The 13,132-nt window shown below is 61.9% G+C and carries 12 protein-coding genes, 3 tRNA genes, 1 other RNA gene and 2 pseudogenes; 7 read left to right on the top strand and 11 right to left on the bottom strand.

Features of this window, described 5'->3' with window-relative positions:
* The first annotated feature begins 7 nt into the window (after nucleotides 1–7).
* The 5 genes from PD885_RS05170 to PD885_RS05150 all read left to right on the top strand — a co-directional run bounded on the left by PD885_RS05170 (nucleotide 8) and on the right by PD885_RS05150 (nucleotide 2,775).
* Nucleotides 8–280, top strand: a complete 273-nt coding sequence (locus PD885_RS05170; RefSeq protein ID WP_002806049.1) for an HU family DNA-binding protein — start codon at nucleotides 8–10, stop codon at nucleotides 278–280.
* Nucleotides 281–291: 11 nt separating this feature from the next.
* Nucleotides 292–366: transfer RNA gene (locus tag PD885_RS05165), tRNA-Val, on the top strand.
* A gap of 27 nt (nucleotides 367–393) precedes the next feature.
* A tRNA-Asp gene (locus PD885_RS05160) sits at nucleotides 394–470 on the top strand.
* Between the two features lie 94 nt (nucleotides 471–564).
* A tRNA-Asp gene (locus tag PD885_RS05155) sits at nucleotides 565–641 on the top strand.
* A gap of 163 nt (nucleotides 642–804) precedes the next feature.
* Nucleotides 805–2,775, top strand: coding sequence for a peptidyl-prolyl cis-trans isomerase (locus tag PD885_RS05150; RefSeq protein ID WP_002806051.1), 1,971 nt, complete (start codon nucleotides 805–807; stop codon nucleotides 2,773–2,775).
* 124 nt (nucleotides 2,776–2,899) lie between these two features.
* On the opposite strand, the gene PD885_RS05145 is transcribed toward PD885_RS05150, so the two are convergent.
* Nucleotides 2,900–2,975: non-coding RNA, sX9 sRNA (locus tag PD885_RS05145), on the bottom strand.
* Nucleotides 2,976–3,287: 312 nt separating this feature from the next.
* On the opposite strand from PD885_RS05145, the pseudogene PD885_RS05140 reads away from it, so the two are divergent.
* Nucleotides 3,288–4,662 (top strand): annotated as a pseudogene (locus PD885_RS05140) (IS5 family transposase).
* Nucleotides 4,663–4,681: 19 nt separating this feature from the next.
* On the opposite strand, the pseudogene PD885_RS20500 reads toward PD885_RS05140, so the two are convergent.
* A pseudogene (locus tag PD885_RS20500) lies at nucleotides 4,682–5,010 on the bottom strand (IS5/IS1182 family transposase); the annotation flags it as partial.
* Nucleotides 5,011–5,112: 102 nt separating this feature from the next.
* Between PD885_RS20500 and PD885_RS05130 the strand changes: the two are divergent.
* Entirely contained in the window at nucleotides 5,113–5,337 is a 225-nt protein-coding gene (locus PD885_RS05130; protein ID WP_002808035.1) for a hypothetical protein, read from the top strand.
* A 198-nt stretch (nucleotides 5,338–5,535) separates the two neighbouring features.
* Here PD885_RS05130 and queE read toward each other — a convergent pair whose 3' ends face one another.
* The 9 genes from queE to ruvB all read right to left on the bottom strand — a co-directional run bounded on the left by queE (nucleotide 5,536) and on the right by ruvB (nucleotide 13,025).
* The gene (queE, locus tag PD885_RS05125) at nucleotides 5,536–6,219 is read right to left on the bottom strand and encodes a 7-carboxy-7-deazaguanine synthase QueE (RefSeq protein ID WP_002808034.1); all 684 of its coding nucleotides are present in this window, start codon (nucleotides 6,217–6,219) and stop codon (nucleotides 5,536–5,538) included.
* A 30-nt stretch (nucleotides 6,220–6,249) separates the two neighbouring features.
* Complete coding sequence (gene ybgF / locus PD885_RS05120) at nucleotides 6,250–7,059, bottom strand: tol-pal system protein YbgF (RefSeq protein WP_002808033.1); 810 nt, start codon at nucleotides 7,057–7,059, stop codon at nucleotides 6,250–6,252.
* A 6-nt stretch (nucleotides 7,060–7,065) separates the two neighbouring features.
* A complete protein-coding gene (gene pal, locus PD885_RS05115; protein WP_002808032.1) occupies nucleotides 7,066–7,584 on the bottom strand; it encodes a peptidoglycan-associated lipoprotein Pal in 519 nt (172 codons plus the stop codon).
* 56 nt (nucleotides 7,585–7,640) lie between these two features.
* Entirely contained in the window at nucleotides 7,641–8,960 is a 1,320-nt protein-coding gene (gene tolB, locus PD885_RS05110; protein ID WP_002808031.1) for a Tol-Pal system beta propeller repeat protein TolB, read from the bottom strand.
* A 271-nt stretch (nucleotides 8,961–9,231) separates the two neighbouring features.
* Nucleotides 9,232–10,272: a cell envelope integrity protein TolA gene (tolA, locus tag PD885_RS05105; protein ID WP_002808030.1), complete on the bottom strand. Its 1,041-nt coding sequence runs from the start codon at nucleotides 10,270–10,272 to the stop codon at nucleotides 9,232–9,234.
* A complete protein-coding gene (tolR, locus tag PD885_RS05100) occupies nucleotides 10,262–10,711 on the bottom strand; it encodes a protein TolR (protein ID WP_002808029.1) in 450 nt (149 codons plus the stop codon). Before tolR ends, tolA begins: the two co-directional genes overlap by 11 nt.
* 64 nt (nucleotides 10,712–10,775) lie before the next feature.
* Nucleotides 10,776–11,555 carry a protein TolQ gene (tolQ, locus tag PD885_RS05095; protein ID WP_088056681.1) on the bottom strand — a complete coding sequence of 260 codons (780 nt, stop codon included), beginning with the start codon at nucleotides 11,553–11,555 and terminating at the stop codon, nucleotides 10,776–10,778.
* A gap of 11 nt (nucleotides 11,556–11,566) precedes the next feature.
* Nucleotides 11,567–11,998 (bottom strand): tol-pal system-associated acyl-CoA thioesterase, encoded by a 432-nt coding sequence (gene ybgC, locus PD885_RS05090; protein ID WP_040762610.1) that lies wholly within the window; start codon nucleotides 11,996–11,998, stop codon nucleotides 11,567–11,569.
* On the bottom strand, nucleotides 11,988–13,025 hold the full coding sequence (ruvB, locus tag PD885_RS05085) for a Holliday junction branch migration DNA helicase RuvB (protein WP_002808026.1): 1,038 nt from the start codon (nucleotides 13,023–13,025) through the stop codon (nucleotides 11,988–11,990). Before ruvB ends, ybgC begins: the two co-directional genes overlap by 11 nt.
* Nucleotides 13,026–13,132 lie beyond the last annotated feature (107 nt).

Raw genomic sequence — 13,132 nt, 5'->3', positions numbered from 1 at the left:
TTCAATAATGAATAAAACCGAATTGATCGATGGCGTTGCCGCTGCCGCTGACATCTCTAAGGCTGAAGCTGGCCGTGCTGTCGACGCGGTTGTGAGCGAAATCACCAAGGCGCTGAAGAAGGGCGACGCTGTCACCCTCGTTGGCTTTGGCACCTTCCAAGTCCGCGAGCGCGCTGAGCGCACCGGCCGCAATCCGAAGACAGGCGACAGCATTAAGATCGCTGCTTCGAAGAATCCTGCATTCAAGGCTGGCAAAGCCCTCAAGGATGCGGTAAACTGACCGACCCGCAAGGGTGCTTAGCTCAGCGGTAGAGCGTCTCCCTTACACGGAGAGGGTCGGGGGTTCGAAACCCTCAGCACCCACCATTAAGCATCAGGCAACGTTTCAAGCACGGAGCGGTAGTTCAGCTGGTTAGAATGCTGGCCTGTCACGCCGGAGGTCGCGGGTTCGAGTCCCGTCCGCTCCGCCAGTTACACCAGAAGCCCCTGAGCAATTGGGGGCTTCGTTTTCTCCACAGCATTCGTTCTGCGGCTACTGGGGGAGTAAATGACCAAGTTTAAAGCGGAGCGGTAGTTCAGCTGGTTAGAATGCTGGCCTGTCACGCCGGAGGTCGCGGGTTCGAGTCCCGTCCGCTCCGCCAGTTATACAAAAGCCCTCGTCCTTGTGCCGTGGGCTTTTTTTTTTGAGCTTTTTGCAATTTAAGTCGGTTAGCGTACGCAGGCTAGGCTGTGTAGGACATTGGGCTGGGTGCTTGGCGTCAAGCGCGTTACACTGCCCGGCTCGCCCACAGGCCGTATTTGCCAATGCTGCAGAAAATTCGCGACAAGACGTCAGGCTGGATCGCTACCGCTATCCTGGGGTTGCTGATGATTCCGTTTCTGTTCGTCATCGACAACAGCTACCTCGGCGGCATTGGCGCCAATAACGTGGCCAAGGTGCAGGCGCCGCCGACGTGGTGGAAGTCGGCACCGTCCTGGTGGCCGGTCTCGCTGCTGTGGCAGCACCATGAAATCAGTACGCAAGATTTCCGCGCGCGCTTCGAGCAGGCACGGATGCAGGAGCGTCAACGCCAGGGCGAAAATTTCGGCCCGCGCACGTTCGAATCTCGCGAAGACAAGCTGCAGGTACTCGACCAATTGGTCGATGAGCAAGTGGTGCGCCTGGGTGCGGAAGATGCCGGAATCGTTATCGGCGATGCGACGGTTCGCGATTACATCACCGGCATTCAGGCGTTTCAGGTCGATGGCAAGTTCAGCCCCGACCAATACCGCGCCGCCCTCGCGCAAGGCACGCCGCCGCGTACGCCAGCGCAGTTCGATGCACTGGTGCGCGACAGTTTGCAGCTGTCGGTGATTCCGCAGTCTGTGGCCGAGTCGGGCTTTGCAACCAAGGCAGAGTTCGAGCGTCTGCTCAGACTTATGGGCGAAACGCGCGATGTGGAGCTGGCGATGTTGCCGACGCCAGTCGCCGACACCGCGCCGGTCAGCGATGCGCAGATCAAGCAGTGGTACGACGGGCATACGCAGGACTTCCGTCAGCCGGAAACAGTCACGATCGAGTATGTCGAGCTCAATGCTGCCAGCATGCCGCCGGCAACGGCCGCCGACGAGGCAACATTGCGCAAGCGCTATGAGGAAGAAAAGGCACGCTTTGTCGAGCCGGATCAGCGCCTGGCATCGCACATCTTGATCAGCGCTGGCAGCGATGCGGCCGCGCAGAAGGCAGCTGAAGCAAAGGCAGCCACGCTCGCCGCGGAGGCCAAGCGGCCGGGTGCCGATTTCGCTACGCTGGCGAAGACCAATTCGCAGGACCCCGGTTCCAAAGATGCTGGTGGCGATCTGGGTTGGGTCGAGAAGGGTACGATGGTCAAGCCTTTCGAAGACGCCCTGTTCTCGATGAAGGCCGGTAATGTGGTCGGCCCGATCAAGAGCGAATTCGGCTACCACGTGATTCAGTTGCGTGAGGTCAAGGGCGGTCAGGGCAAGTCGTTCGAGCAGGTGCGCGACCAGCTTGCCGCCGAGCAGCTCAAGGCGGATACCGACAAGGCGTTCGCCGATGTGAGTGGCAAGCTGGTGGATCAGGTCTACAAAAATCCTACCGCGCTCGAGCCGGCGGCAAAGCAGGCCGGTCTGCCGGTGCAGACGCTGGGCCCGTTCTCGCGCGCCAGTGCTAGTGGCATCGCGGCCAATCCAGCGGTACTGCGCTCGGCATTCTCCGAAGCGCTGGTGCAAGACGGCACCGTAAGCGACCCGATCACCATCGCGCCGAATCACAGCGTGGTGTTGCGCGTGACCAATCACACCTCCGAACAGACCTTACCATTGGACAAGGTGCGCGACAAGGTGATCGCAGCGATCCATACCGACCGCACCCAGAAGGCTACGGCCGCTGCGGCCGATGTATTGCTGGCACGTGTGCAGAAGGGCGAAACCCTGCGGGCGCTAGCGGCGAGCGAGAAGTTGCAGGTGCGGCCGATCCCGGGGCTGCCGCGTAACGCGCCGATCCCGACCCCGGCAGCCAACCGTGCGATCTTCAGCGCACCGCGTCCGACCGGGGGCAGGCAGTCGGCGGGCAAGGTAGAGCTGGATGGTGGTCGCTTTGCGGTCTTCGTCGTCAGCAAGGCCACGCCAGGTGATCTGAAGCAGATGCCGGCCGAGCAGCAGACCATGCTGCGCGACCAACTGAGCCAGATCGATGGCAACAACGCCGCGCAGGCCTACGTCAAAGAAATTCGCAAGCGGTACAAGATCCAGATCGAAGAGGCGCAGCTGTAATGGCTGTTTCGACTGGTTGAGCAAAAGCCCGGGTGACCGGGCTTTTCTTTGTCTGCTGGCCGGGGCACGGTGGTTAGGGCGGGCTGGCGGACTGAACTGGGCTGGCCAGCCGAAGACTTAGAGCGGCTAACAAAACGTAGCGAGCAGTCGCCAGGTGGGTGCGGACGGCGCAGAGGAAACGCAGTGTACGAGGGGTACATGCCGATTCCAGGCACCGGCCCCGCCCGTTTGACGGTGAGCGTAGTCGTTTTGTTAGCCACTCTTAGTCGTCACTGAAAAACCTCGTTCAAGCACCAATCGCCATCGCCACCGATGATCGGTCCACGGTGATCGGTGCACGGCGCTCAAGGATGGCCATCCCAACGCCCGGATGCAGACGCGCAAAAACGCGATCCAGCGCATTAGTCGCCCCTGAAAAACCCCAACGACCGCAAGGCCTTGATGTCTTCTCCGGCGTGCCAGAACTACCAGTGTTCGCTACGCTGAAGGCTGGTTTCTTGCAATTTCCGCCCATGCGTACACGCCGTCCTGCTGCCGAGACAGACCCGCCGATGAGTTGTTTCGTTCGCGGCTGGAGAACCAGATCGATCTGCGTCATCCGCTGACGCGGCTGAGCCAACAGATGCCGTGGGCGGCGTTGGAGCAAGCACTTTCATCGCGCTTGCCGGCCACCCAGGCCGGTGGCGGTCGGCCGGCATTGCCGGTGCGGCTGATTGCCGGTTTGCTCTACCTCAAACACGCCTACGACCTGTCCGATGAAGCGGTGTGCGAGCGCTGGCTGGAGAATCCGTACTGGCAGTTCTTCACTGGCGAGGTCGTGTTCCAGACGTGTTTGCCGTGCGATGCCAGCTCGCTGACGCGCTGGCGGCAGCGCCTGGGTGAGGCCGGGATGGAAGAGCTGCTGGCGCACACCATCAACGCCGCGCATGCGATGCAGGCGGTGGACGCACGCGGTTGTCGCGGTTGTCGCGGGTGATCGTGGACACCACGGTGCAGGAAAAGGCGATCGCCTATCCGACCGACAGCCGTTTGCTGGAGGTGGCACGCAAGAAGCTGGTGTTACTGGCCAAGCGGCACGGCATCGGATTGCGGCAGAGCTACGCGCGGCAAGGCCCGGCCCTGAGCCGCAAGGCAGGTCGGTATGCGCATGCGCGCCAGTTCAAGCGGATGCGGCGCATCCTGCGACTTCAACGCACAGTGCTGGGACGGCTCATGCGCGACATCCAACGCAAACTCGATCAGGTCGACACCGGTGTGCGCGAGCGCATCGCTGTCTGGCTGGAACGTGCGCAACGGCTGTACACGCAGCGTCCGAAGGACAAACAAAAACTGTACGCATTGCATGCCCCGGAAGTGGAATGCATCGGCAAGGGCAAGGCGCGTCAAGCGTACGAATTCGGCGTCAAGGTCGGCATTGCGGTCACCGCCTGCAAGGGATTGGTCGTGGGTGCGCGCAGCTTCCCGGGCAACCCGTACGACGGCGATACCTCGGCCGAGCAGCTGGAGCAGACACGCGGGTTGTTGCAGGATGTGAGCGTAGAACCGACGGTGGCGATCGTGGACCTGGGCTATCGCGGGCGCGAAGTCGATGGCGTGCAGGTCCTGCATCGCGGCAAGGCCAAGACGCTGACGCGACGGCAATGGCGCTGGATCAAGCGACGGCAGGCGGTGGAGCCGGTGATCGGACATCTGAAAGACGACTGCCGGTTGCGTCGCTGCAGGCTGAAAGGTGTCCAAGGCGATGCGCTGCACGTGCTCGGCTGCGCCGCCGGCTACAACCTGCGCTGGCTGCTGCGCTGGATCGCGTTTTTGCGTGCCTGGATGCGGGCGATGAGATGGTCATCCTTGAGCACCGTGCCGCTGTCACCGACGGCACTTGGCGCTTGAAGGGGATTTTTCAGGGACGACGCATTAGCCAACGCAGGTTGTAGCCTAGCACGTGTAGCGCATCGCCTTGGGCGCATTTGAGCCTGCAACGACGCAGCCGGCAGTCTTCTTTCAGATGTCCGATCACCGGCTCCACCGCCTGCCGTCGCTTGATCCAGCGCCATTGCCGTCGCGTCAGCGTCTTGGCCTTGCCATGATGCAACACAACTGCACGCCATCGACTTCGCGCCCGCAATCGCCCAGATCCGCGATCGCCACCGTCGGCTTGACGTTCAAATCCTGCAGCAATCCACGCGTCTGCTCCAATTGCTCGGCTAATGTGTCCCCGTCATACGGGTTGCCCGCAAAACGCGGTGATTGGGTGTTGAGGGTTTTTCAGGGGCGACTTTTTAGCGGGTCGATCTCTCGTGCGCAGCGCTTTCTTTCACGCAGTCCGCGGTACGGCGCACAATGGCTGGAATGATTGGCGCGCTGAGTACGTCGATCGCCTTCATGATGGGCAATGAAACAGCGATGTCCACGTTGTTCGTCAGCACCCTTACATCGGGCTTGGTGATCCCGGCCTACCGCGCCGAATATATTTTCGGCTTCGTGCTCGGCATGACCTTCGTCTTCGGCGCTGTGCTTCCAACTAAAAATCTGCGGGCCAGCAGTGAGTTGTCTTGTCCGCTTTGAAGGCGAAGAGCAGAGAAAGTAGCGGCTTATCCGTTGCAATGTGCGCGACGCACAAGCCGCTCTCATTCGGAAAAGTTACGGCCGCAGGCAGCGCTCGCGCGTACACTGCCCCGCCCACGTTGGGACGTAACGCCGGGGCGTAAAATAAACGATCACTCACACCACTTGATCGCGTGAAGCAAGGCCCGCGATCAGCAATCAGCGCCCAGGCTCGTCATTCCACAGCACCTTATGCAGCTGCATCTGGAAGCGCACCGGCAAGCGGTCGGCAACAATCCAATCGGCCAATTCCCGCGGTGTCACGTCGCTTTTGCTTGGCGAAAACCAGACTGTGCAGCGACGGTCGAGCGCGTGCGCAGCGACGATCTCGCGCGACCATTCGTAATCGGCGCGGCTGCAGATCACGAACTTGATCTGGTCACGCGCGGTGAGCAGCGGCAAATTCTCCCAACGGTTGCGCTGCTCCTCGCCGGACGCGGGCGTCTTGATGTCCACCACGCGCGAGACGCGGGAATCGACGGCGGACACGTCCAGCGCGCCAGAGGTTTCCAACGAGACATCAAAGCCGGCATCGCAGAGTTTCTGCAACAGCACTACGCAACGTTTCTGCGCCAATGGCTCGCCGCCGGTCACGCACACGTGGCGCACGCCGTGACTGGCGACTTCGGCGACGATCGCATCGATGTCGTGCCATTGGCCACCGTGGAAGGCGTACGCGGTGTCGCAATACAGACAGCGCAGCGGGCAGCCGGTCAGGCGCACAAATACCGTCGGCCAGCCAGCCGTCCGGGCCTCGCCTTGCAAGGACAGAAAGATTTCAGTGATCTTCAATCGCGGCAGGGGCGATTGGACGATCTCACTGGGGACGGCGGCGGCGTTCATGGGCACGCGTATAGTCAGCGCAGTTACTAGTTACTGGCCGAGACGGATAGACTGCAGGCGCTCCTGGGCCACGCGCGCGGCGTCCGAGCCTGGATACTGTGATGCAACCTGCTGCAAGGTTTGCTGGGCTTCGTTGTTTTTGCCTTCGCCATACTGCGATAGGCCGACCTTCAACAGGCCGCCAGAGGCCTTGTCATGTGTGGGATAGCGGCTGACGAGATCACGGAACTGCGCCTCGGCCAGCTGAAAATTTCGGGTGGCGTAATAACTCTCGCCCAGCCAATACAAGGCATTGGGGGTGTAGACGCCGCTCGGATAAAGCTCCAAAAAACTCAGAAACAGCTGCGACGCATCGTCGTACTTGCCGTTCTTCAACGCATCGAACGCCACGTTATAAGCCGTGCGTTCTTCATTGCTGACGACCAGGGTACCTGGATCGCCATGTACGCTGGGCGGCTTCTCAGAAGTCGCCGCCACTGCAGGCCGCGCGGCTGGAGCCGGGGCTTGGATGACGCTGCCGGTGGCCGATGGCAATGACGGTGTTGCGCCACCTGCACCTTCCAACCGATTTATGCGTCCGTCCAGGTCCAGATACTGGTCCTTGGACTGTTGCTTGAGTTGCTCATTGTCGTGCTGCAGCTGTTCCACCGTCGCTCGCAACGCCTGCAGGTCCGAACGCGCCTGCTGCAGCTGATTGAGAAGATCGTTGTTGGCCTGATTGTTGGCCTGCTGCTGCTCGAGCACGGCAACACGATCGGCAAGACTCTGCCGCTGCGCGTAAGCCGGCGCGACGACCACAAGGGCCGCCGCGACGAACAGAGATGTCACTCGAAAGCGCATCGCTTTTTACTGAGCCGTGTACACGATTTCGACGCGACGGTTCTGCGACCAGCAGCTTTCGCTGGTTTCGGTGCAGACCGGGCGCTCTTCACCGTAGCTGACGACGGTCAGCTGGCTAGCCGAACCACCGGCAGCCTGCAGCGAGGACGACACGGCATTACCGCGGCGCTCGCCCAGACCCATGTTGTACTCACGCGAACCGCGCTCGTCGGCATTACCCTGCAAGGTGATGCGCGAAGAAGGACGGTCACGAAGGTACTTGGCGTGGCAAGCCATGATGGCCTGGAATTCCGGCTTCAGGGAGTCCTGATCCAGATCGAAGTAGACAACGCGCTGACGCAGGCAGGCATCGGTATTCAGGTCGCCCGGGCCGTACAGGCCAGCGGTGACCGGGCCGGTGGGAACGGAGGAACCAGCGGTGGCTTCAGTCGGAGCAGGCGGAGTTTCCTTGACCTTCTTCGAACAACCGGCCAGCACGGCAACAGACAGCAGGGAGACAAGCAAGACGCGGGTGGACTTGTTCATGGGATACCTTTGGTGGCTCCTGGGCCAATGGGGTTTAACGCAGCGAAATATTAACATTAATGCGCGGTTCGGTAAGGCCCCCAAGCGGGTTCTCTTACATCCCCATCGGCCAGGACCAGACGCTGGCGGACCCGAGCGTCGGAAGAGACGGCATACAGCACGCCTCGGCCACCTTCACGAGCGGCGTACAGCACCATGCTGGCGTTGGGCGCGAAGCTCGGCGATTCGTCCAGCGAACCCGGCGACAGCGTGCTCCAACTAGGCGAACCCAGGCTGCGATCCATCATGCTGATGCGATAACTATTGCCGCTGCCCTGCGCCACGGCGATCTTCTTACCGTCAAAAGAAACGCTGGCGGTGGCGTTGTAATTACCCTGGAACGTCACTCGGTTGGCGCTGCCGCCACTGGCGGAGACCTGATAGATCTGTGGGCGACCGCCGCGATCGGAGGTGAAGTAGATGCTGCCGCCGTCCGGAGCCCAAGTCGGCTCGGTGTCGATGCCGAAGTGGTTGGTCAGCTGGGTCAGCTGCTTGCTGCCCAAATCCATGACGTAGATTTCCGGGTTGCCGCTGCGCGACAGCGCCAGCGCCAGACGACGGCCATCCGGCGAGAACGACGGCGCACCATTGATGCCACGGAAGCTGGACACAAGCTCACGTGCACCGGTTGCGATGTCCTGCAGGTAGATCGAGGAATTGCCGCGCTCGAAGCTCACATAGGCCAGCTTTTTGCCGTCCGGGCTCCAGTTCGGCGACAGCAGCGGCTCGGCCGAACGCACGATGGTCTGCGGGTTGTAGCCATCCGAATCAGCCACCATCAGCGCGTAACGCATGGCGCCGCCCTTGCCGCTGGCAGTCACGTAGGCAATGCGGGTCCAGAACGCGCCACGCACACCAGTGATTTTTTCGTAGATCGCATCGGCCATTTGGTGCGAGACATCGCGCATTGCATTAGCGCGTGCAGTCATTGCCAGGCCTAGCAGACGCTCACCCTTGGCAACGTCGAACAACTCGTATTCGACGCGGTAAGCACCTTCGCCGGCGTCCATGACGCGGCCGACGACGATGTAGTTCTGCTTGAGGGTGCGCCAGGTCTGAAACTGCACCTCGGTGCCGCGGGTCGGCTTTTCGACGATCTGCGCGGTCGGCAAGGTGCGGAACTGGCCTGAGCGATCCAGGTCGGCACCAACGACGGCGGACACGTCGGTCTGCGGCGCGGTACTCGAGCCCTGATAAGGCATCGGAATGACAGCGATCGGCGTGGCCGAGGCGCTACCACCCACGATATCGATGGTGAGTCCCTGCTGTTGCGCGAACGCGCTCAGCGGCAGCAACAGGGCGGTCAAGGCAGCTAACCAACGCAGCGGTTTTTTCATGGACGGCTCGGATCGGGCAGGAAAAGTGTGCAAGGGATACCAATCAACGAGTGAACATACGCGCAATCGTGAATGAGGCAACGTGAAAATGAAGCGAGTGGTGGTGTAGCAAGACATCTCCGTCGTCCAATACCCGCAGCGCTATTCGCGACGCGGCGGTCATGTGACCAGCAACAGTGCAGCGCGCGCTGTGCGCCAATAACAAGGTCTCTTATGTGCTGTCAGAGTGCGGAGTCTCGCGGCAGCCGCACCAAGTCAGCATGGCCAGCGATTACTGATCCAGCGCAGTGAACACGAAAGTCAGATCGCGCCGAAATACCGATTCGAAACCACGATACGGCAGTGGCTGCGCGCTGAGCACGGCGGCCTCAATCGAACGCTGGCCGGCCTCGTCATACGGGCAGCCCGGCGCAACCTTGGCCTCCATCACCTGCCCGCCCGGCAACTGGCGAATGTTGATGGTGCACTTCTGACCCGGCGGCACCGACGGCGGACGCACCCACTGCGCCAACACCTTTTGCTGGATCGCGGCTGCGTACTTGGCAGACAGATCGGTATTGGTGCCACCCTGCCCTGCCGTCGGCTGTGGCGTCGCAGCGGCAGCCGACGATGCCTGTTGCGCACGCGCGGCAGCGACCTGACGCAGTTTCTGCTCGGCCAGCGCCGCTTCCTTGGTAGCCTGTTCGCGCTGACGGCGAATATCTGCAATCTTCTTTTCGCGCTCGGCATCTGCTGCCTGCTGTGCGGCAGCCTGCTTCTTCTTTGCGTCGGCCTCTTCCTGCTGCTTGGCCAAGCGCAACTTCTGCTCGGCCTCCTCCTGGCGCTTGCGCTCGGTAAGGTCGATCTGCTCCTGACGACGCTTGGCTTCTTGTTCCTGCTTGGCCTTTTCTGCCGACAGCGCAAGCGCATCGACGCGGTCCTGATCGACCTTGTCCGGCTGGGCCACGCGCTCCTGTGCCTGCGCCTGTTGGGGCGTGGGCGCATCCTGCGGACGCGGCTCGGGAATCGGCTGCGGCGGCGGCACGCTGTCTTCCGGTGCTCGCTCGGGCGACGGTGCAGGCGGTGGCGGTGGCGTCTCCACCGGGGTGGTCTTCAGCGCCTGACGTGCGACACGCGCTTCGGCGGCAGACACGTCCAGCGAGGCTTCCATGCTGGGAGCACCCGCTGCAGGCTCGACCGAACGCTCGGGCGACCACAACCAGCCAGCAATGAACACCAACGCGACCAGGACATGCACAACCAAGGCCAGCAGGACCGGTCGAAACCAGCCGTCATCGCGTGCCGCCTGCGTGGGGAGTAGGTCAGCGTGCATTGCTGCTTGCGGTGCCGCCGGAATCGGAAATCAGGCCAACCTTCTCCACCTTGGCCTGCTTGAGCACGTCGATGGCGTCCATGATCTTTTGATACGGCGCGGCGCGATCGCCGGCCACGACTACACGCGCCGCTTTGTCCTGCGCCAAGATTGCGGCCAATTGCGCCTGCAGCGCGGCCACATCCATCGCCTGCGGCTTGCCCTTGGGCAGCTGCAATGCGAGTTGGCCATCGGCAGCGACCACCACCACGATCGGATCCTGCTTACTCTCCAACGCCTTGGCGCGCGAGCTGGGCAGGTTGACGTCGGTGCTAAGGGTCAGCAGCGGTGCGGTCACCATGAAGATGATCAGCAGCACCAACATCACGTCGATGTACGGCACGACGTTGATGTCGGATTTGAGCTTGCGCTTCTTACGGCGGGAAATACCGGAGATCATCGCGAAACGTTCCTAATTAATCTCCCGCGTATGCATGTGCGGGCTGTCGCGAGTGGCGCGCGCATTACTCGTCCGCGCCAGCCTGGCGCTGCAGGATCGAGCTGAACTCGTCGGCGAAGGTTTCGTAGCGCACCGACAGCCGTTCCACGCGGGTGATGAAGCGGTTGTAGGCCCACACCGCCGGGATTGCCACGAACAGGCCGATGGCGGTAGCGAACAAAGCTTCGGAGATACCTGGCGCCACGGCGGCAATACCGGCCTGCTCGCCGCTGCTGACCATGTCGTGCATCGTCACCATGATGCCGAACACGGTGCCGACCAAGCCGACGTACGGCGCAGTGGAACCGATGTTGGCCAGCAGTTCGAGATTGCGTTCGAGCTGATCGACTTCGCGGGTGAAGGCGGTGCGCATGGCGCGCTGCGCGCCTTCCAACTGCACGCGTGCGTCCAGACGACGACGATCGCGCAACCGCGAGAATTCGCGGAAACCGCTTTCGAACATCGATTCCAGGCCGCCGACGGTGCGGTTGCGGTCGGTCGCCGAGGCGTACAGCTTGGCCAAGTCCGCACCCGACCAGAAGCGGTTTTCGAACTCGTCCGCCTCACGATTGGCCTGCTTGAAGGCACGCGCCTTGCGGAAAATGATCACCCAGCTGATGAACGAGCCGATCAGCAGCAACAGCACGATGATCTTGACGGGAATGCTCGCCCGCAAGATCAATTCCACATAGTTGATGCTGGTGTTGTGCGCCACGCTGGCGGTCTGCGCCGCAGCGGCGGCGACGTCCTGCGGTAGTGCTTCCACTACCGTGTCCTGCAGGGCCAGGAGCAATGCAATCGACATCCGTTTGTTCCTCAGTAATCGGATTCTGTGGTTTCTAAAGCTTTCAACACGTCATGCAGCGAATCTTCCATGCCACGCGGGCGGAAGTCGCTGGCACCGAGTGCGGCAATGCGCACCTCGGCAGTCAGCAGCACTTCGCCTTCGCGACCCACCGATTGCGCGAACACCAGGCTGGCCCGTCTGCATTTCAGCAATACCGCCGACACTGACAGCGCGTCGTCGAGGCGGGCCGGCTTGAGGAAATCCAGTTGCATCGAGCGGACCGCAAACACCAAATCGTGCTCCCGGCGCATGCGTTCCTGCCCACAACCGAGTGCACGCATCCACTCGGTGCGCGCACGTTCCATGAAAGCGACGTAGCGCGCGTGGTAGACCACCCCCCCGGCGTCGGTATCCTCCCAATACACGCGTGTCGGCCAACTGAATCGAGGATCAACCGACATCTTCGTCCTCCGCAAACAGGTCCGGTACCGGTGCGGCCTTGGGCTTGAGCCCGAGGTGGCGGTAAGCCTTATTGGTGGCCATGCGCCCGCGCGCAGTGCGGATCAAAAAGCCCTGCTGGATCAGGTAGGGTTCGATCACGTCTTCCAGCGTGCCGCGTTCTTCCGACAACGAGGCAGCCAACGACTCCACACCCACCGGCCCGCCATCGAAGTGATCGACGATGACGCGCAACATACGGCGGTCGAGCTCGTCGAAGCCTTCCGGATCGACCTTCAGCATCTGCATCGCCGCCTGCGCCACCGGCAGATCGATCTGCCCGGCCGCCTTGACCTGGGCGTAGTCGCGCACGCGCCGCAACAGCCGGTTGGCAATACGCGGCGTGCCCCGGGCGCGCCGCGCGATCTCGGCAGCACCATCGGGTGTGCAGTCGATACCCAGGATCGCAGCCGAGCGGATCACGATCCGGGTCAATTCCTGCGGCGAATAAAATTCCAGACGCTGCACGATGCCGAAGCGGTCGCGCAACGGCGCGGTCAGCAGGCCGGCACGCGTGGTGGCGCCGATCAGCGTGAACGGCGGCAGGTCGATTTTGATCGAGCGCGCGGCAGGGCCGTCACCGATCATGATGTCGATCTGGAAATCTTCCATCGCCGGATACAGCACTTCTTCGACTACTGGGGAGAGGCGATGGATCTCGTCGATAAACAGCACATCGTGCGGCTGCAGATTGGTCAGCAGCGCAGCCAGATCGCCGGCCTTTTCGATTACCGGGCCGGAAGTCACCCGCAAGCTAACCCCGAGCTCATTGGCGATGACATGGCTGAGCGTGGTCTTGCCCAGACCGGGCGGACCAAAGATCAGCACATGATCCATCGCCTCGCCGCGCGCCTTGGCCGCCTGGATATAGATCTCCATCTGCTCGCGCACCGGCTGCTGACCGAGATAGTCGGCCAAGCGCTGGGGACGGATGCTCGCATCGGCGGCATCGTCTTCGCGGGTGGAACTGCTGGCGATAATGCGATCCATTGAGGGCGGTGAGTGGGGGGAGTCGTTATTCGGGATTGGCAGCTAACTAGTATGAGCTGCCAGATGCCCTTGGCGCTACGCTCTTACTCATCCCTACTTCCGATTCC

Source organism: Xanthomonas fragariae (assembly GCF_900183975.1).
GTDB classification, from domain to species: domain Bacteria; phylum Pseudomonadota; class Gammaproteobacteria; order Xanthomonadales; family Xanthomonadaceae; genus Xanthomonas; species Xanthomonas fragariae.
The sequence above is the reverse complement of the archived record's forward strand: the minus strand, read 5'-3'. Positions and strand labels throughout refer to the sequence as shown.